At 69.5% G+C, this 18,236-nt stretch carries 17 protein-coding genes; 7 read left to right on the top strand and 10 right to left on the bottom strand.

What is annotated here, in order from left to right:
• Positions 1–64: 64 nt before the first annotated feature.
• From QU603_RS06425 to murI, 4 genes are all read right to left on the bottom strand, one after another.
• Positions 65–976, bottom strand: a complete 912-nt coding sequence (locus QU603_RS06425) for a cation diffusion facilitator family transporter (RefSeq protein ID WP_308493663.1) — start codon at positions 974–976, stop codon at positions 65–67.
• An 84-nt stretch (positions 977–1,060) separates the two neighbouring features.
• The gene (gene rdgB / locus QU603_RS06420; protein WP_308493662.1) at positions 1,061–1,657 is read right to left on the bottom strand and encodes an RdgB/HAM1 family non-canonical purine NTP pyrophosphatase; all 597 of its coding nucleotides are present in this window, start codon (positions 1,655–1,657) and stop codon (positions 1,061–1,063) included.
• On the bottom strand, positions 1,654–2,412 hold the full coding sequence (gene rph / locus QU603_RS06415) for a ribonuclease PH (protein WP_308493661.1): 759 nt from the start codon (positions 2,410–2,412) through the stop codon (positions 1,654–1,656). The genes rdgB and rph overlap by 4 nt, the downstream gene beginning before the upstream one ends.
• A complete protein-coding gene (gene murI, locus QU603_RS06410; RefSeq protein WP_308493660.1) occupies positions 2,409–3,257 on the bottom strand; it encodes a glutamate racemase in 849 nt (282 codons plus the stop codon). Before murI ends, rph begins: the two co-directional genes overlap by 4 nt.
• Before the next feature lie 46 nt (positions 3,258–3,303).
• Here murI and QU603_RS06405 point away from each other — a divergent pair, with 46 nt between their 5' ends.
• A complete protein-coding gene (locus tag QU603_RS06405) occupies positions 3,304–4,632 on the top strand; it encodes a nicotinate phosphoribosyltransferase (protein ID WP_308493659.1) in 1,329 nt (442 codons plus the stop codon).
• Positions 4,633–4,635: 3 nt separating this feature from the next.
• On the opposite strand, the gene QU603_RS06400 is transcribed toward QU603_RS06405, so the two are convergent.
• From QU603_RS06400 to QU603_RS06390, 3 genes are all read right to left on the bottom strand, one after another.
• Positions 4,636–4,905 carry a DUF3039 domain-containing protein gene (locus tag QU603_RS06400; protein WP_308493658.1) on the bottom strand — a complete coding sequence of 90 codons (270 nt, stop codon included), beginning with the start codon at positions 4,903–4,905 and terminating at the stop codon, positions 4,636–4,638.
• A 68-nt stretch (positions 4,906–4,973) separates the two neighbouring features.
• A complete protein-coding gene (locus tag QU603_RS06395; protein WP_308493657.1) occupies positions 4,974–6,536 on the bottom strand; it encodes a hypothetical protein in 1,563 nt (520 codons plus the stop codon).
• Complete coding sequence (locus QU603_RS06390; RefSeq protein WP_308493656.1) at positions 6,512–7,789, bottom strand: ABC transporter ATP-binding protein; 1,278 nt, start codon at positions 7,787–7,789, stop codon at positions 6,512–6,514. Before QU603_RS06390 ends, QU603_RS06395 begins: the two co-directional genes overlap by 25 nt.
• Positions 7,790–8,179: 390 nt before the next feature.
• Here QU603_RS06390 and QU603_RS06385 point away from each other — a divergent pair, with 390 nt between their 5' ends.
• The 5 genes from QU603_RS06385 to QU603_RS06365 all read left to right on the top strand — a co-directional run bounded on the left by QU603_RS06385 (position 8,180) and on the right by QU603_RS06365 (position 12,476).
• Positions 8,180–8,872, top strand: a complete 693-nt coding sequence (locus tag QU603_RS06385; protein WP_308493655.1) for a phosphocholine cytidylyltransferase family protein — start codon at positions 8,180–8,182, stop codon at positions 8,870–8,872.
• A 69-nt stretch (positions 8,873–8,941) separates the two neighbouring features.
• On the top strand, positions 8,942–9,802 hold the full coding sequence (locus QU603_RS06380; RefSeq protein WP_308493654.1) for a hypothetical protein: 861 nt from the start codon (positions 8,942–8,944) through the stop codon (positions 9,800–9,802).
• Positions 9,803–9,806: 4 nt separating this feature from the next.
• Positions 9,807–10,037: a hypothetical protein gene (locus QU603_RS06375; protein ID WP_308493653.1), complete on the top strand. Its 231-nt coding sequence runs from the start codon at positions 9,807–9,809 to the stop codon at positions 10,035–10,037.
• Between the two features lie 104 nt (positions 10,038–10,141).
• Positions 10,142–11,374: a DUF4192 family protein gene (locus QU603_RS06370; RefSeq protein ID WP_308493652.1), complete on the top strand. Its 1,233-nt coding sequence runs from the start codon at positions 10,142–10,144 to the stop codon at positions 11,372–11,374.
• A gap of 64 nt (positions 11,375–11,438) precedes the next feature.
• Entirely contained in the window at positions 11,439–12,476 is a 1,038-nt protein-coding gene (locus QU603_RS06365) for a glycosyltransferase family 2 protein (protein WP_502572644.1), read from the top strand.
• 9 nt (positions 12,477–12,485) lie between these two features.
• Here QU603_RS06365 and QU603_RS06360 read toward each other — a convergent pair whose 3' ends face one another.
• Genes QU603_RS06360 through QU603_RS06350 form a run of 3 tightly spaced genes read right to left on the bottom strand, consistent with a single transcriptional unit; the run spans position 12,486 to position 16,910 of the window.
• A complete protein-coding gene (locus tag QU603_RS06360) occupies positions 12,486–13,949 on the bottom strand; it encodes a CDP-glycerol glycerophosphotransferase family protein (protein WP_308493651.1) in 1,464 nt (487 codons plus the stop codon).
• Positions 13,946–15,265, bottom strand: a complete 1,320-nt coding sequence (locus QU603_RS06355) for a CDP-glycerol glycerophosphotransferase family protein (protein ID WP_308493650.1) — start codon at positions 15,263–15,265, stop codon at positions 13,946–13,948. Before QU603_RS06355 ends, QU603_RS06360 begins: the two co-directional genes overlap by 4 nt.
• A gap of 40 nt (positions 15,266–15,305) precedes the next feature.
• Complete coding sequence (locus tag QU603_RS06350) at positions 15,306–16,910, bottom strand: S1C family serine protease (protein ID WP_308493649.1); 1,605 nt, start codon at positions 16,908–16,910, stop codon at positions 15,306–15,308.
• Between the two features lie 117 nt (positions 16,911–17,027).
• Here QU603_RS06350 and QU603_RS06345 point away from each other — a divergent pair, with 117 nt between their 5' ends.
• The gene (locus QU603_RS06345) at positions 17,028–18,227 is read left to right on the top strand and encodes an aminotransferase class I/II-fold pyridoxal phosphate-dependent enzyme (protein WP_308493648.1); all 1,200 of its coding nucleotides are present in this window, start codon (positions 17,028–17,030) and stop codon (positions 18,225–18,227) included.
• Positions 18,228–18,236 lie beyond the last annotated feature (9 nt).

Raw genomic sequence — 18,236 nt, 5'->3', positions numbered from 1 at the left:
GATTTGACGTCAAACCCGTGTGTCGCCGTCGAAAGCACATGATTTCGACGGCGAGAAGCAGGGGTCAGCTGTGCGCCTCGTGATCGAAGTGGCCGGCCGGCTCGAGCTGGAACGTCGAATGCTCGACGTCGAAGTGCTCGGCCAGGCATCCCTGCAGCCCCGTCAGGATCGCAGCCGATCGCCCGTCGCGCAGCGCGTCGGCATCGATCACGACATGCGCGGTGAACACGGGGGCACCGCGGGTGAGCTGCCACACGTGCACGTCGTGCACGTCCTGCACGCCCGGCGCGCTGAGGATGTGGTCGCGAATCCTCTGCACCTGCATGCCGCGCGGCGCCGACTCCCCCAGCACCGAGACGACCTCGCGCAGCAGCCCGACCGCGCGCGGGATGATCATCGCGGCGATCGCCAGCGAGGCGACCGCATCGGCGGGGACCCATCCGGTGGTCAGGATGATGATCGCCGCGACGATGACCATCGCTGAGCCGATCAGATCGCCCATCACCTCGAGGTAGGCGCCGCGCACGTTGATGCTGCGGCGCTGCGCGGCCGACAGCAGCCACATCGCGAAGCCGTTCGCGCACAGCCCGATGACGGCCACGACCAGCATGGTCCCGCCCGCCACTTCGACCTCGGCCGTCTGCACGAGGCGCAGCACGCCTTCCACTGCGACCCATGCCGACAGGACGATCAGGATGATCGCGTTCACCAGCGCGCCGAACACCTCGGCCCGCTGGTACCCGAACGTGCGTCGGTCGTTGGCCGGCCGCGCGGCCACCGTGCTCGCGATCAGCGCGATCACCAGCGCCGCCGCATCGGTGAACATGTGGGCGGCGTCCGCCAGCAGCGCGAGCGAGCCCGACAGGATCGCACCGACGACCTGCACGATCATGACCACCGAGGTCAGCGCGAGCGATGCGGCCAGCAGGCGCCGATGGGAGGCTCCCCGGATGCCGCTGGGTGCATGCTCGTGCATGTCCCCAGGTTAGGACGCCGGATGCCGCGTCCGGCCGTTCCGGCACAGTCGGGAATGAGTCCGATTCTCAGTATCGACGGCGGGTCACAACAGTTGCAGCAGCGGGCCGAGCTCGCGGAAGGCTCGTGCGCGGTGGGACGCCGCGGCCTTCTCGTCGTCGTTCCATTCGCCGACCGTGCGCTCGATGTCGGTGGGCTGGTCGTCGGGGATGAAGACCGGGTCGTACCCGAACCCCCCGTCGCCGCGCGCGGCGGTGGCGATGCGCCCCGGCCAGATCCCTTCGACCACGTGCTCTTGACCGGTCGGCAGCACGAGGGCGATCACCGAGACGAACCGCGCCGTGCGGTGCGGGTCGGCGATATCGCCGATCTGGTCCAGCAGCAGCTCGAGGTTGGCCACCGGGTCCTTCTTGTGCCCGGCCCAATATGCCGAGAAGATGCCCGGCGACCCGCCCAGCACGTCCACCGCCACCCCGGAGTCGTCGGCGAAGGACGGCAGCCCGGTGTGCGCGGCGGCGACGCGAGCCTTCAGCAGCGCGTTCTCGGTGAAAGTCACACCGTCTTCGATCGGCTCGGGCCCGTCATAGCCGAGGATCTCGAAATCGGGGCGTGTCGCGGCGATGATCTGCGCGAACTCGATGACCTTGTGCGGATTGTGCGTGGCAAGAACCGCCCGACTCATGCCCGCTCCCCCGCCGGGCCCGCCTCGCCCAGCGTCGCCGTCTGCAGATCCCGCAGCTGCTCGCATCCATTCACGCCGAGCTCGAGCAGGGCATCCAGTTCGCGCTTGTCGAACGGCGCGCCCTCAGCCGTGCCCTGCACCTCGACGAACAGCCCGCGGCCGGTGACCACGACGTTCATGTCGGTCTCGGCCCGCACGTCTTCGACGTAGGCCAGGTCGAGCATCGGCTCACCGTCGATGATGCCCACCGACACCGCGGCGACCGAGTCGAACAGGACCGTGGACTTCTGTCCGATGAACTTCTTGGCCCGCCCCCAGGCGATCGCGTCGGCCAGGGCCACGTAGGCACCGGTGATCGCAGCGGTGCGTGTGCCGCCGTCGGCCTGCAGCACATCGCAGTCGATGACGATCGTGTTCTCGCCCAGCGCCTTGGTGTCCACGACCGCACGCAGCGCGCGGCCGATCAGGCGCGAGATCTCGTGCGTGCGCCCGCCGATCCTGCCCTTGACCGATTCACGGTCGTTGCGCGTGTTGGTGGCACGGGGCAGCATCGCGTACTCGGCTGTCACCCATCCTTTGCCCTTGCCGGTCAGCCACCGCGGCACGCCGTTGGTGAACGACGCGGTGCACAGCACCTTGGTGCCGCCGAAGCTGACCAGCGCCGAGCCCTCGGCCTGAGCGCTCCAGCCGCGCTCGATCGTGACCGGTCGCAGCTGGTCGGTGGTACGCCCATCGGCGCGGACGGTGTCTGTCATGACAATCCCTTCACAGTGGTCGGCGCGGCGGATCGCAGATCGATGACGCCGGTCTGAACGAGCTTGACGCTGCGGACCCCGCGGCCCATGAGCCGATGCGCGAGGTCCAGGAACTCGCCCTCCGAGTCCCCCGTGGCCTCGTACTCATGGCGGGCCGTGGCATCCGGCCCCGCGAGCAGGTCGCGGGAGACGAGCTGGCGGTACACGTCTTTGGCGGTCTCGGTGTCGCTGGAGACCAGCGCCACGTCCTCGCCCATCACGTAGCTGATCGCGCCCTCCAGGAACGGGTAGTGCGTGCAGCCGAGCACCAGCGTGTCGACTCCGGCCTGGCGCAGGGGCGCGAGGTAGTCTTCGGCCACCGCCAGGACCTCACCGCTGTCGGTGACCCCCGCCTCGACGAATTCGACGAACCGGGGACACGCACGGGCGAACACCTCAAGGTTCTCGTTCACGCCGAGCATGTCCTGGTAGACGCCCGAGCCGACCGTGCCGGCGGTGCCGATGACCCCGATGCGGCCGTTGCGCGTGGTCGAGATGGCCGTGCGCACCGCCGGGCCGATGACCTCCACGACCGGCACGTCGTAGCGTTCGCGCGCGTCGCGCAGCATCGCCGCCGACGCCGTGTTGCATGCGATCACCAGCATCTTCACGCCCTCGTCGACCAGCGTGTCCAGCACCTCGAGCGCGTAGCGGCGCACGTCTGCGATGGGCTTGGGCCCGTACGGCGAGTGCGCAGTGTCGCCGATGTAGCGGATCGACTCACGCGGCAGCAGCGCCGACACCGCGCGTGCGACGGTGAGCCCGCCGACGCCGGAGTCGAAGATCCCGATCGGCGCGTCATTCACAATCGACCAGCTTACCGACCTGCCGGCGACCGATATGCTGACCGCCATGAGCGTCCGCAGCACAGCCCTGTTCACCGACCGCTATGAGCTGACGATGCTCGAGGCGGCGCTGCGCGACGGCACCGCCGGGCGCCGCTGCGTGTTCGAACTGTTCACCCGCCGCCTGTCCGGCGGTCGCCGGTTCGGAGTGCTGGCCGGCACCGGCCGCCTGCTCTCGCTCATCCGCGACTTCCGCTTCGATGACGACGAGCTGCGGTTCCTGCGTGATCACCGAGTGGTGGATGCCGCGACCCTGACGTTCTTGGAGAGCTACCGGTTCACCGGCTCGGTCCGCGGCTACCGCGAAGGCGAACTGTACTTTCCGGGCTCCCCGGTGCTGACGATCGAGGGCACATTCGCCGAGGCGGTCGTGCTGGAAACGATCGCCTTGAGCGTCATGAACTACGACTCGGCCGTGGCCACGGCGGCGGCACGGATGTCGATCGCCGCCGGTGACCGCCCGCTGGCGGAGATGGGCTCGCGCAGGGCCGGCGAGCACTCCGCGGTGGCCGCCGCGCGCGCCGCATACATCGCCGGCTTCGGTGCGACGAGCAACCTCGAAGCCGGGCGGGCATGGGGCATCCCGACGATGGGAACCGCCGCGCATTCGTTCACGCTGCTGCACGACAGCGAGGAGGCGGCGTTCCGCTCGCAGATCGAGGCGCTGGGAACCGGCACCACACTGCTGGTGGACACCTACGACATCCGCGCCGGCGTCGAAACGGCAATCCGGGTCGCCGGCACCGGCCTGGGCGGTGTGCGCATCGACTCCGGCGACCTGCCGATCGTGGCCGCCGAAGTGCGCACGCAGCTGGACGAACTGGGCGCGACCGGCACCAAGATCACCGTCACCAGCGATCTGGACGAGTACGCGATCGCCACCTTGGCGGCAGCTCCCGTGGACGCCTACGGCGTGGGCACCTCGCTGGTCACCGGCTCGGGCACGCCCACCGCCGGCATGGTCTACAAGCTCGTCGCGCGGCAGGCCGACGACGGGGCGTGGGTGTCGGTGGCCAAGGCCTCGACCGACAAGGCGTCCAAGGGTGGTCGCAAGGCGGCGTTCCGCATGCTCGATCACGGCACTGCGACGCAGGAGCTGATCGTCGTCTCCGACGGTTTCGAAGCCGTCGACACCTCTGTCGATCACCCCGATGCGCGCGCGCTGCAGGTCGATCTGGTCGAGGACGGCACGATCGACACGTCCTATGAGGACAACGCCGGCGTCGCCCGCGCGCGCGAGCACCACGCACGCGTGCGAGAAGAGCTTCCGGTGCAGGCACTGGCCCTCAGCCGCTCCGACCCGGCGATCCCCACCGTCTACATGGACGCCGAGTAGCCGCTAGACGTCGCGCAGGCCCTCGTAGATCTCTTTGCAGGTCGGGCAGACGGGAAACTTCTCGGGGTCGCGGCCGGGGGTCCACTTCTTGCCGCACAGCGCCCTGACCGGCTTGCCCGTCAGGGCGGACTCGAGGATCTTCTCCTTCTTCACGTAGTGCGAGAAGCGCTCGTGGTCACCGGGCTCGATGCTCTCTTCGCGCAGGAGCTCTTCAAGTTCACGGTCGAGGGTGGCAACGCCCCCGGAGTCTGGACGATCGATCGGGGTGCTCATGGATGCCCAGTTTACTGTCGCCCGACCGCGCAGGGGCGAACGGCTCGGACGGCGGAGATCGGTGGCGATCAGGCCACCTCGGCGAGCTCGACGAACCGCGAGCCGCGGCGATCGAAGACCGCGCCCCCCGCCACGACGCCGACCACGAGCACGGCCAGACCCACCGCGACCCCGCCCCAGAGCGCGAACGGCGCGTACGACACGTCGCGGCTGAGCGCGAGCCATCCCCACCACAGGGCCGGAATCGACAGCACAATGGTTCCCACGAGCACGACCGCCTGGGTGATCGCGCTGGCGGCCCCCACCCGCTCGGGCTGGCGGAACGGGCCGTCGCCCGGCCGCGAGACCGGGTACGGCTGCACCGCGGAAGCAGCGCTTGACAGACCCAGCCCGCTCAGGAAGAGCGATGCGCACACCCCGATCATCGCCGGCAGCACCGCCCATCGGCCGTGCAGCGCCACGGCGATGGGGATCGTGATCACCAGTGCGGGGATGCCGACCACCAGGATCGGCACGAGGCGCCCGAGCCGATCCGACACACCGCGCACTCCCCCTGCGATGTGCATCCAGATCGCGGTCCCGTCGTATGCCAGGTCGTTGTGGGGCAGCCACCCGAGGAACAGCGCGATGATCGGCACGGGAACCAGCACCACGATCTGCGGCGCCACACCCACCACGAGAAGGGGCACCATCGCCACCGCCGCCACGACAGGGACGATGACGAGGTTGGCGAGATAGCGTCGATCGCCGAACCAATAGGCCATGCTCCGCGCGGCGATCGCTCCGCCGGGGGTGTCGGGGGTCACCGTGAACCATCCGAGCCTTCCGGCACCGCCCGCCGATTCGACCGGCGCTGGAGCCGACACACTGCGCACCACCAGCGCGACCCACGCGAGCCACAGCAGAGCCAGGGTGATCACCGCCACCGCTGCGCTGACCAGCGCCTCACCGGTGCCCCAGTGCGCTCCGATCGCCCAGGCCGCGCCGAACGGCGTGTCGGCGACGACACCGGCCACGGCCCGCAGCTGCGGGGCCACGGCGTCACTCCATTCCAGCGATGCCAGGAACACCGCGATCGGCACGAGCACGACCAGCAGCGCCATCAGCAGCAGTCCGGTCAGTTCCCGGGATCGCCGCTCGCGCAGAAACAGTGCTGCGACCGACAGGCACACGCGCGAGAGCAGGCTGCAGGTGAGCACACCGAGGACGACGCTCAGGACCCCTGCGGCCCAGGGCACGCCGTGCGCAGTCCATGCCGCCACGACGAATCCTCCCAGTACCAGCAGCGACAGCATGGGCACGCTGACCAGTCCGATCGGTACGAGCGCAGCTGCCAGTGGTCGCGGGGGCAGGTCCAACACGGCGAAACGGCGTGGGTCCATCGGATCGCTCGTGGACAGAGAGAGGGGGGCCGCTACCGCGGCCAGGGTCAGTGCGGCGCCACCGAGGATCGTGACGACGGCGGTGGCCTCGGCCGTGGCGTCGCGCAGGGCCAGCAGGCCCCAGCATCCCACGCTCACCGCGATGACCACGGCCACCAGCGCACCCGCTGTTCGTGCGGCGTGCCCCGATCCTGCGCGCAGTCCCGACAGCAGCAGAGCGACCCTCAGCCGGAGAAGGTGTGCAGCCATTCCAACCCTTCCACGTCTGAAGCGACGCCGGTCAACTCGGCATAACGCTGTTGCAGCGTGAGCTCACCGCGCACGTCGGCGACCGGCCCTTCGGCCAGTACCCGCCCCGAGACCAGAACAGCCACCCGCTCGCACACGGCCTCGATCATCTCCATGCCGTGGCTGGAGAGGATCACCGTGCCGCCGTGGGCGACATACGCGCCCAGGATCTCGAGGATCACCGACGACGAGACCGGATCGACTGCCTCGAACGGCTCATCGAGCACGAGCAGGCGCGGTGCATGGATCATCGCGCCGGCGAGCATGACCTTCTTGGTCATTCCGGCCGAGTAGTCCGAGACCGGGCGCGCGAGGGCGTCTTCGATCTCGAACGCACGTGCGAGGTCGGCCGTGCGGGAGCTGACGACGGTGCCGTCCAGCCCGCGCAGCAGACCGTAATACATGAGCAGCTGTCGGCCGGTGAGCCGATCGAACGTGCGCAGCCGATCAGGCAGCACGCCCATCGCGCGCTTCGCTTCACGCGGGTGTGCGATCGCGTCGATGCCGTGCACCGTGATCATGCCGCTGTCGGGGAGCAGAAGTCCGGCGATCATCGACAGCGTCGTGGTCTTGCCCGCACCGTTGGGGCCCACCAGACCGTAGAACGTGCCCTCCGGCACGACCAGATCGATGCCGTCGACGGCGACGGAGCCCCGGAACGACTTCGTCAGTTCCCGCAACACCAGGACCGGAGCGCGAGGGGATGCCGTGTCAACGGGCGGCACGGGCACGGCAGCGGCGACAGCCGACGCGGGTTCGGGTTCGGGTTCGGGTTCGGGTTCGGGTGCGGCCTGAGGCTCGGTCGGCGGTGCGATCACCGCGGCGGTCTGCTCGGCCCGCATCGGCTGCACGGGTGCGCGGTCATGCGTCACGTCGAGGGGGTCGTCGTCATCCGCATCGGCCGACTGCTCTTCGCCCGTGTTCTGTTCGCGCAGCCCCAGCCACGGCTCCGCCACCGGGCGGGTCAGCTCCGGCTCGACGCTCTCGCGGGTATCGCCCGGCTCTTCGTCCACCGGCTCGACGGCCTCGATGCGGTCGGCGAGAGCGGGCAGAGGCGGTTTGGGCGGAACGACGACCGGACCCAGCGGAGACACCACCGCGGCATCCTTCTCCGCGGCCGCTGGATGCGCCGCGTCCGATCCCGCCTGCTCCCTCGCCGTCTGCTTCTTGCCGACTCGTTTGGACGCCGGCCGCTTCGCGGCCTTCTTCGTCACGGAAGCGGATTTCGTCTCGTTCTTGGACGAAGATGCCGCCGGCGATGACGGCCCCGCGGACGCATCAGCCGTGCGTGCGTGCAACGCGGCTGCGGCGGCAGAGATGCGCGGCTTGGGCGGTAACGACACAGGGCGGACCGCCCCCTCCTCGCGAGGGCTTTCATCTTCGCGGGGGTCCTCTGGCACGGGCAGAGAGGCTGTCACCGATCCAAGGTATCAAGCGTTGCCTGGGCAATCGGCCTGTGAAGAAGCCGTGTTCCCGATTACGAATGCGCAACAGGATGCCCCCGGTTCGGGGCGCAACCGCGGAAGTTCGCTACTATGAAAGAGCACGAAGGGGTGTTTTCTCGGTATGCACCGCATCCCCCGCACGCAACTCAGGAGCTGATCGTGACTCTTCAGACCGTCATCCTCGCAGCCGGTATGGGCTCGCGACTTGGCCGCAGTCTTCCCAAGTCGCTGACCGTCCTGAACGACGGCCGCTCGATCATGGGCCAGCAGCACGCGAACATCCGTGCCGCATTCGGCCGTGAGGCGCGCATCACCACGGTCGTCGGTTATCGCGCCGAGACCATCATCGAAGCGTTCCCCGACGCCGACTACGTCTACAACGACCGCTACGACCAGACGAACACGTCCAAGAGCCTGCTGCGCGCCCTCGGCACCACGGGCAAGGGCGGTGTGCTGTGGATGAACGGCGACGTCGTGTTCGACCCGCGCATCCTCGGCCGGGCGGTGGCGTTCATCGAGCGCGACCAGTCATTCGTCACGGTGAACACGTCGAAGGTCAGCGACGAAGAAGTCAAGTACCGCATCGATGCAGAGGGCTTCATCACCGAGCTGTCCAAGACGGTCGTCGGCGGCATCGGCGAAGCGGTCGGAATCAACTACATCTCCAGCCGCGACAAGAAGGCGTTCATGCGCCAGCTTCACCGTGTCGACGACCAGGATTACTTCGAGCGCGGCCTGGAGCTGGCGATCATCGAGGACGGCGTGCGCCTGGAGCCGATGGACATCTCGGATCTCTACGCGGTCGAGGTCGACTTCGCCGAAGACCTCGAGCGGGCAAATCAGTACGTCTGACCCCGCACCGCACCGACAGCGTCTGTGCGAGGACTCGCTGTGAGCCGTCACTCTGCGGGAGGTCGCGCGGTGACGCGCATCGACTCGTTGCCTCCAGACGCACCGTGGGCCGGAGGCCTTCCGCCGGAAGGCTCGGATGAGCACCCGCGCACGATCCGTGCGTTGGATCGGGTGCTGGCGATCCAGCGCCCGGCAGTGCTCGCCCACCTGCGCAGCATTCGACTGCGGCATCCGGATGCCACACCCGCTGAGATCGTGCGCATCCTGGAGCGCCGCTACCTGACCGCCGTGGCCGGGGGCGGTGCTGCGGTCGGGGCCACCGCCGTCATTCCCGGGATCACCACCGGCATCACTCTGGCCCTCAGCGGCGTCGAGACGGTCGCTTTCGTCGAGGCCAGCGCCCTGTTCGCGCAGTCGCTGGCAGAGGTCCACGGCATCCGGGTGGAGAGCCCCGACCGGGCGCGTGCTCTCGTGCTCACGCTGATGCTCGGTGAAGAAGGCGTGGCCCTGGTCAGCCAGCTCACCCGGCAGGCCGCCGGGAAGGGACCTGCGCGCAGCGCGTACTGGGGTGAGATGATCACCACGTCATTGCCCCGCGCGATGGTCGGGCCCCTCGTGGACCGGCTGAAATCGGCGTTCGTCCGGCGCTTCGCCGTCGGTGGAGGTGCATCCTGGGTCGGAAAAGCACTGCCGTTCGGTGTGGGCGCCGTCGTCGGCGGTGTCGGCAACAGCATCCTGGGACGGCGCGTGATCGTGACATCGCGCCGCGCATTCGGGGCGGCACCGGCGGCCCTGGCCGCCGAGGTCGAGCCGCTCCCGGGCGCCACCCGTCTCGAGCACGCCATCGGATCGCGCCTGCGCAGCGCGGGTGCCGTCGTGGGCAGGCTCGACCCGCGCCGACGCATCACACGCGAGAACGGGCCAGAATAGACGCATGGGTCTGTTCGCTTCGAAGCCGGAAGAGCCGTTCCAGTGGGCCGGCCTGCCCTCTGAACCCGATCTCGAGCGCACAGGTGACGTCCTGCCCGAAGGACCGCCCATCGATCCGTTCGCCATCACCACCGACGGCGGCCGTGCTTCCATCAGCATCTCGATCGATGCGCTGACGGCGCCGGAGGAGGCCGCAGAACCCGCCGCGGGCTCCGACGCCGACCCCGAGGACTGACTTCCTGGCCCAGCGCCTCCTGCACAGGGCGAAAGCCTCGGCCTCTTCTCCACATTTCCGCCGCAGCCCCGTTCGGTGGGCTCCCACGCCGTCAGCATGGGGTGATGAGAACCGAACCCACCATCCTGCACGCATCCGGCGGTGCCGACTTCCTCGCCATGCTCCCCACTCTCGCCGGCTGCACGGTCCGCGAGAGCATCCTCATCGTCCCGTTCGCGGGCACGCGCACAATGGGCGTCATGCGCATCGATCTGCCGTCGCGGGGCGCCCCGTACGACCGTCTGGGATCCATCGCGCTCGGGTCGATGAGCAGACTGGAAGGCTGCGACGGTGTGATCCTGGCCGCATACACCGACGCCACCTTCCCTGTGGCGTTCGCGCAGTGGGAACGCTTGATCGCAGCCTTGGACGAGCGATTCGAATCGGCGGGATTCACCGTGAAGGACGCCTACTGCGTCGCGCAGGACGGCTGGGCCAGCTGGTACGAGCCGTCGCCGCCGTTCGACGGGCATCCCCGGTCTGAGATCGATGAGAGTCCGATGGCCGCCCACGCCGCCGAGGTGCGCGGCGGCGCGCCCTTGACTGCGCACACAGCCGCCGGCTCGCTGCCACCCGCCGACCCCGAGACGGCGGGGCGGCTCACGGCGATGGTCGACGGCCTGATCAGCGGTCACGAACTCGACGCGTTCGGCCGGTGGCAGCCGGCGAACATTCCGGACGCGATCGCCTTCATCGAGGAGCTGCTGGAGCGCGACGCCGACGACACGCCGCTGCCGATGCTCGCCCGCCTCGCCCTGCACAGCATGCGCCCTGACCGTCGAGACGAGATGGTGCTGCAGATCGCCTTCGGGCGCGCAGTCGGCGAACGCGCCCGCGCCGACAGCGAGCGCCGGCACGAGGTGCAGCGCACGCAGCACCTGTCGATGGACGAGATCGTGGCGGCCGAGACCGCACAGTCCGACGGGCGGCCCGACGAACAGGGGGAACTGTTCCTCGGCGAGAGTGTGAGAGAGCCGCACGTTGTGCGCGTGCGCCGGGCGATCGACATCCTGCGCCGCACCATCGTTCATCTGGACCCCGACCTGCGCCCTGACCTGCTGTGCATGCTGGCGTGGCTGCACTGGGCGGTGGGGGCGAGCTCTGCCGCCGGGCACCACGTCGAATCAGCGTTGCGGATCGACCCCGAGCACACGCTGGCGGCCGGGCTGCTGGCGCTGATCGAGAGCGGCAAGGTCCCGGAGTGGGTCTATGCCGCCCACGGCAGCCAGCGCACGCAGAACCGGGCTCAGCGGCGGTCGGGCCGCCGTGCCACGAAGGCCGCCGCCCGCATGGGATGATCGACGGGTGCAGGATGACGCGACAGGACACAGAGATGCTCCCGTCCCCCCTGCCGACGCCGGCGTGTCGTTCGTGATGCCCGTGCTCAACGAGGTCGCCTACCTGCAGCGCGCGGTCCAGACCGTTCTCGCCCAGCAGACCGACGGGCCGTCCGAGCTGATCCTGGCACTGGGGCCTTCCACGGACGGCACGAACGAACTCGCGCGGCGACTGGCCGAAGCCGATGAGCGGATCGTCCTGGTCGAAAACCCCGGCGCCGACATCCCCAAGGGATTGAACCTGGCGATCAAGGCCAGCAGCCGCCCCACGGTCGTGCGCGTCGACGCGCACTCCGAGCTCTCGCCCCACTACACGAGAGCGGCGCTGGCAACCCTCGCCGAGACCCGGGCTGCCAATGTCGGAGGTGTGATGCGCGCCGACGGCCGCACGCCGTTCCAGCGCGCCGTCGCGCGCGCCTACAACTCCCCGATCGGGCTGGGTGGCGGCGCCTACCACGGCAGCACGCACGCGGGAGAGGCGGAATCCGCCTACCTCGGGGTCATGCGCCGCGCCGTGCTGGACGAAGTGGGGCTGTTCGACGAGACGATCCGTCGGGGCGAGGATTGGGAGCTGAACCTGCGGATCCGCAGCGCCGGCTACCGCGTCTGGTTCGACCCGGCCCTGTCGGTCACGTATTGGCCCCGCGAGAGCTGGGTACGGCTCGCGCAGCAGTTCCGCGCGACCGGCGCCTGGCGCGGTGAACTGGTGCGCCGCTTCGCCTGGCGCAACCCGCTGCGCTTCTTCGCCCCGCCCGCACTCGTGCTCGTCGTCGCCGCCGCGATCATCTTCGGTGTGCTGCAGGTGACCGGCATCGTGACCGGGTGGCTTTCACTGCTGCTGTCGATCGTCTACCTTCCGCTGGTCGCGTACGTCGCGCTGCTGATCATCGTCGCCGCCGGAGACGGAGGAGGCACCGGATGGCGCGACAAGCTGTGGACCCTGGCGGTGCTGCCCACAATGCACCTCTCGTGGGGTGCAGGGTTCCTGTCGGGTGTGGCCACCGGCGCCCACGACACCGTCGACACCTCACGGCTGGGCTCGCGCAACACGCCGCTGCCGTGACCGCGGCCGTCAGCGGCCGATGAATCCCTGATCCAGGATGCGGGACACCACGCGCTCGGCAGCGTGGCCGTCCTCACGCGCGTTGAACCGCTCACGCCATTGCGCATACTTCTGCGCGTAAGGTGCCGCGTCCTCTGCGAGGATCGCTTCAGTCAGCTCCCGCTGAGTGCGTACGACGGGTCCCGGCGCCCGGGCCGCGAGATCGAAATAGAACCCCCGCAGCTCACCACGGAAGTGCTCCATGTCGGGCACGAAGAAGTACATCGGCTTCCCCGTGACGGAGAAGTCGAACATGACGGATGAATAGTCGGTGATCAGCGCGTCAGCGGCGAGCATCAGCTGCGCGGTGTCGCCGAATGCCGTGACGTCGATCACCCGCGAGCCGGCGGCATCCCGACCCGGAATCAGGGTGCGCGAATGCCCGCGCACCAGCACCACCGAACCCGTCTCGGCCGCCAGCGCCTCGAGTTCGAGGAACTCGACGATCTGCTCCCGGTCGTCGCGCCAGGTCGGGGCATACAGCAGCACGCGCTCATCCGCCCCGATGCCGAGCGCCGCGCGCACCTTCGACCTGCCGTCCGCCGCGTGATCGGCGGCGAGCACGTCGTTGCGCGGGTATCCCTCCACCCACACGGGTTTGCGGCCGAAGGCGTAGGCACGGCGCAGGATTCTCGCACCATAGGGGTTCTGCGCGAGCAGCACGTCCCAGCGCCGCGACTCGCGCAGCACGGCGAACATGCGCCGCGGTGCGAAGCCTGACCGCTGCAGCGCCAGACGCTTCAGCGGCGTGCCGTGCCAGGTCTGGATCACGTGCTGCCCGCTTCCGCGCTCGAAGCGGCGCCGCAGCCAGTCGTTGATCACCAGCAGGCGCGCGGCCCCGCGTGCGCGCCACCAATCGGGAGTGCCTTCCACGATCGCGACCGCACCGTCGGGGACCGCGACCGAAAGATCGACCACGCTCCAATACCGCACCACGCCGGGCGCCCGACGAGCGATCTCACGATCGATCGCGGCCGGATTGTCACTCGCATTGCGCCCGTAGAAGCTCTCGAAGAACACGGCGTTCTCCAGCACGTCGCTCGGGCGCGTCGCATAGCGCCGCTCCAGAGCAGCCTGCCCCTCCCAGGAATCATAGGCAGGGTCCAGCGGCGGCCCGATCTGCAGCTGCGTGCCCTCCAATGTCGCGCGCAGAGTGCCCAGCATGGTCACCGGCAGCGGATCCCAGTCCGCAACGTCCGATCCCGATGCGCCCTCGACGGTCAGGCCGTACTGACCGGACGGCAGGGGCAGAACGGGCCCGCGCCAGCGCGAAGCATGCAAGGGCAGCACGATCCGCCACGTCTTGCCGCCCCCCGTGATCGTCCCGGAGACCCGCGCGCGTGCACCGATCAGCTCTGCACGCACCGGGCGGGGACCGGTGCCCCTCAGGACGAGGGCAGGAGTGGGGTGCGTCTGGAATCGTGCCTGGGTCACGGTCGTCCTCTCCGCCGTCGGCGGTGTCGTCGGTCGTCGGATGCGAGCCGTACGGCGATCGCGGCGCTCACACGCTGAGCGTTGCGCCCGTCGGCGAACGCGTGCACCCGATCGGAAAGGTCACGGGCGCGCGCGACCCGCGCCTCCAGCTCGTCGCCACCGGACAGCACGGCATCCAACTGCGCGAGCGTCTCATCCCAGTCGCGCGCCCATCCGCGGTCTGCGTCAGACCTCTCGTGCGCGTCGGGTCCGGCCACATCGGCATAGGTGCCGTACATGCCGCGCCGGGCGACGTAGTCGGCCAGGTCGGGCGCGAAGAACACCGTCGGCACCGGAACGAGCGCGGCATCGAAGGCCAGCGACGAATAATCCGTCACGAGCACATCGATCCCCGGCAACAGCGGCGTGATGTCGTTGACCAGATCGCTGCCGATCGTGCGCACCCGCTGCCGGAGATGCTCGGGCGGTCGATACGCGCCCGCGCCCAGGGGGTGCGACCTCACCAGCAGCACCGCATCGCGCCGTGCCAGCACCTCGCCGATCCGATCCCATTCCGCGTCCGTCGGAACGGCCGGGTCCTGCGCCCCGTCACGCCAGGTCGGCGCGTACAGGACGAGCACGCAAGCGCCCGTGTCGCCCACCGCGGTGCGCACGGCCCCGAGCGCATTCTCACGGCGGGTCACCGCATCCTGCTGCGACAGCACGTCCACCCGCGGTTCGCCGGTGACCGGCACATGTGACTCGGTCAACGAGAACGCCGACTCGAGGCGCCCGCGCACCAGGTGCGACGCAGCGGGGATCAGGTCGATCTTGCGCGTCGTGCGACGGTAGAGCGCGCCGATCAGCCGACGCATGATCGCGGCCCCCGGCATCCGCTGCAACGGGCCGGGTACCCGGACCGTCTCCGGGGAATCGATGCCGATGCGCTTGAGCGGAATGCCGTGCCACAGCTGCACGATGAAAGCGCCGTCCACGGCGTAGCGGTTCACGTCGCCGAAACCGTGCGTGACAACCAGCACCCGCGCCCGCGCCGTGCGCCAGAATCCACGCAGCGAATGCTTGGGCAGGCTCGGGATGCCGCGGGCTGCCGCATCGCGCGCCTCGTGTGCCGAGCCGGTCAGCCACACGGCCCGCCGTGCTTCGGTGGCCGTCTGCTCCCACAGGGCGAGGGCACCGTCGCCGATGCCCGCGCCGCACCCGAACACCCAGTCGTCGCGCGTACGCGGGATCAGCAGCGTCGCCACGCGCCCGGCAGCGTACAGCGGCACCCGCAACAGCTTGGCCGCGTTGCCCGAGCTGAACGAGAAGGACGCCACCCCGCGAGCCTATCGCGGGGTGGCGTCCTTCCCATTCGACCTACTTGAGGGTGCCGAGGGTCGCCTCGGTGTTCTGCGTGCGACCGTCGCGCACGTAGCTGAGCTTCGCGGTCGAGCCGGCGGCGTCGGCGCGCACCTGTGCGGTCAGGTCCACCGCACCGGTGACGGGCACGCCGTTGAACGACGTGATGATGTCCCCCGCCTGCAGGCCCGCTTTGGCCGCTCCCCCGCCGGCGGTGGTCTCCACGACATACGCGCCGGTGATGGTCGCCCCCTGCACGCTCGAGGCGTCCCGCACGCTCGCGCCCAGCAGGCCGTGACTGGCCGAGCCGTCCTTGACGAGGTCGTCCGCGATGCGGTGCGCGATATCGGACGGGATCGAGAAGCCCACACCGATCGATCCGGCCTGTGACGACGACGATGTGCTGCCCGTCGAGGCGATCGCGACGTTGATGCCGACCAGGCGCCCCTGACTGTCCACCAGCGCACCGCCGGAGTTGCCGGGGTTGATCGGCGCGTCGGTCTGGATCACCGCGATCTTGATCGACTCGGTGGGCTTCTGGGCGGACTGACCCTGGCCCTGACCGAAGTCGAAGAAGAACGGGCTGCCGCCGTTCTGGCCGTTGTCGCCGTTCTGGCCGTTGTCGCTGCTTCCGCCCTTGGGCGCCGCTGACGAGGCGATCTCGATCGAGCGGTTCAATGCGCTGACGATGCCGGTGGTCACCGAGTTCGACAGGCCCAGCGGCGCGCCGATCGCCACCGTCTGGTCGCCGACGTTCAGCGCCGACGAGTCGCCCCAGCTGATGGGAGTGAGATCGTCCGCGCCCTTGAGCTTGATCACTGCCAGGTCGTACACCGGGTCGGTGCCCACAAGGCTGGCCTGATAGATGTGGCCGTCTGAGGTCGTCACCGAGATCGAGGCGTCGCCGCTCTCGCCGTCAAGCGTCACGACGTGCGTGTTGGTCAGGATGTAGCCGTCCTTGTTCAGCACGACGCCGGAGCCGGTTCCGCCGTTGTTGCCGGCCGACACGTTGATCGTGACGACGCTGGGCACGACCTTCGTCGCGATCGCCGACGTCGCGTTCACGCTGTCGGGGTTGTTGACCGTGACCACGCTCGGGCCCGCTGCCGCCGAATTGTCGGCGGGACCCCAGAGGTTGAAGCCCGCCCATGCACCGCCGAGCCCGACGGCGCCTCCGACCACGGCCGCCGCGACGATCAGCGCGGTGATCTTGCCTGCGCCCGACTTCGCTTTGGCAGGCGCCGGGGCCGGAGACGTGCTGTCGGTCGCGGGCGCGGGGATGCCGAAGCCAGCACCGGGATACGGCTGCGTGGGGTGGGTCTGGGGACCGGCCTGCGGCGCAGCGGACGGCGCAGCGGGAGAGGCGCCTGCGGCGGGAGCCTGGCCGTATACCGGCTGCGCCTGGCCGTACGGCGGCTGTGCCTGTGCCGGCTGGCCCTGGGCGTGCTGAGGGGTCTGCTGGGCGGGGGGAATCGGGGTCGTCGGCTGGTCTGCCGACGCCGGCTGAGGTGCCGGCGGCCGCGGCGGAATCTGCTCTGCCGCACCGGGCGAAGCCACGGGCTGCACCGGCTGCGCGGGGGTCGCGTTCTCTTCCTCGGGACGGTTGCCCTGGTTGTCGCTCATCGTTGCTCCTTCACGCTGTTGAGACAAGCATGCCGATGAATTCTGTGTTTTGCTTATGGCGAGTCTCCGGCGTAGCTATGTGAGCCACGTGTGTGCCGTGCGAGTAGCGTGGACGGCGTGCGAGACTTCTCCGGCGCCTGGCGCCGCACCGCTGAGGGCGCAGGTCTGCTCGACGAGGACGGCCGCGGCATCCCCACCATTTTCGCAGAGATGAGCGCACTCGCCACCCGAACAGGGGCGGTCAATCTCGGTCAGGGCTTTCCCGACGAAGACGGCCCGGCCGAAGTGCTCGATGCGGCACGTCGGGCGATCGCGGAGGGCGCCAACCAGTACCCGCCCGGACGCGGCATCCTGGAGCTGCGCACTGCGGTCGCCGAGCACCAGCGCCGCTTCTACGGAACGATCCTCGACCCCGAGCGTGACATCATCATCACCGCGGGTGCCACCGAGGCCATCGCCGCGGCGATCCTCGCACTGACCGGCGAACCGGACGACGAGGTCGTGGTCTTCGAGCCCTACTACGACTCCTATGCGGCGTGCGTCGCGCTGGCGGGCGCCCGCCTGGTGCCCGTGCCGTTGCGGGCGCCGGACTTCCAGCCCGACCTCGACGAGCTGCGGGCTGCCGTGACCGATCGCACGCGCGTGATCCTCGTCAACGATCCGCACAACCCCACCGGCATGGTGTTCACCGACGCCGTCCGCGAAGAAGTCGTGCGGCTGGCCGAACGACACGACGCGGTCATCGTGACCGACGAGGTGTACGAGCACCTGGTGTTCGACGGGCCCCACGTGCCGATCGCGACGCTGCCGGGGGCATGGGAGCGCACGCTGTCGATCTCGTCGGCGGCCAAGAGCTTTTCGGTGACCGGCTGGAAGATCGGCTGGTTCACGGGTCCTGCCGACCTCGTCGACGCCGTGCTGGCCGTCAAGCAGTTCCTCACATATGCCGGCGGAACGCCCTTCCAGCCGGCGATCGCGACGGCGCTGCGGCTGCCCGATGCGTATTTCACCGGGATCGCCGCGACGATGCGTGCCAAGAGCGCCCTGCTGGGCAGCGGCCTGTCCGCTGCCGGATTCACGGTGCTGCCGCCGCAGGGCACGTATTTCACGGTCGCCGACGCCGCACCGCTCGCGGTCACGGACGCCGCGCAATTCTGCCGCGACCTGCCCGAGCGCGCCGGTGTGGTCGGCATTCCCCTGACCGCGTTCGTCACGCCTGCCCATCGTGCGCGCTACGCGTCGTTCGTACGGTTCGCCGCCTGCAAGCGGGTGGACGTGATCGAGGATGCCTCAGCCCGTCTGCAGCGGCTGCGCTGAGGCAGCGCC

It is taken from the genome of Microbacterium terrisoli, assembly GCF_030866805.1.
GTDB classification, from domain to species: domain Bacteria; phylum Actinomycetota; class Actinomycetes; order Actinomycetales; family Microbacteriaceae; genus Microbacterium; species Microbacterium terrisoli.
Note: the sequence above shows the minus strand (reverse complement) of the source record. Positions and strands in the feature narration are given on the sequence as shown.

Excerpts from the sequence above, each read along its gene's own strand:
- QU603_RS06425 (WP_308493663.1), bottom strand. The coding sequence starts at position 976 with ATGCACGAGCATGCACCCAGCGGCATCCGGGGAGCCTCCCATCGGCGC.
- rdgB (WP_308493662.1), bottom strand. The coding sequence starts at position 1,657 with ATGAGTCGGGCGGTTCTTGCCACGCACAATCCGCACAAGGTCATCGAG.
- rph (WP_308493661.1), bottom strand. The coding sequence starts at position 2,412 with ATGACAGACACCGTCCGCGCCGATGGGCGTACCACCGACCAGCTGCGA.
- QU603_RS06405 (WP_308493659.1), top strand. The coding sequence starts at position 3,304 with ATGAGCGTCCGCAGCACAGCCCTGTTCACCGACCGCTATGAGCTGACG.
- QU603_RS06400 (WP_308493658.1), bottom strand. The coding sequence starts at position 4,905 with ATGAGCACCCCGATCGATCGTCCAGACTCCGGGGGCGTTGCCACCCTC.
- QU603_RS06395 (WP_308493657.1), bottom strand. The coding sequence starts at position 6,536 with ATGGCTGCACACCTTCTCCGGCTGAGGGTCGCTCTGCTGCTGTCGGGA.
- QU603_RS06375 (WP_308493653.1), top strand. The coding sequence starts at position 9,807 with ATGGGTCTGTTCGCTTCGAAGCCGGAAGAGCCGTTCCAGTGGGCCGGC.
- QU603_RS06370 (WP_308493652.1), top strand. The coding sequence starts at position 10,142 with ATGAGAACCGAACCCACCATCCTGCACGCATCCGGCGGTGCCGACTTC.
- QU603_RS06350 (WP_308493649.1), bottom strand. The coding sequence starts at position 16,910 with ATGAGCGACAACCAGGGCAACCGTCCCGAGGAAGAGAACGCGACCCCC.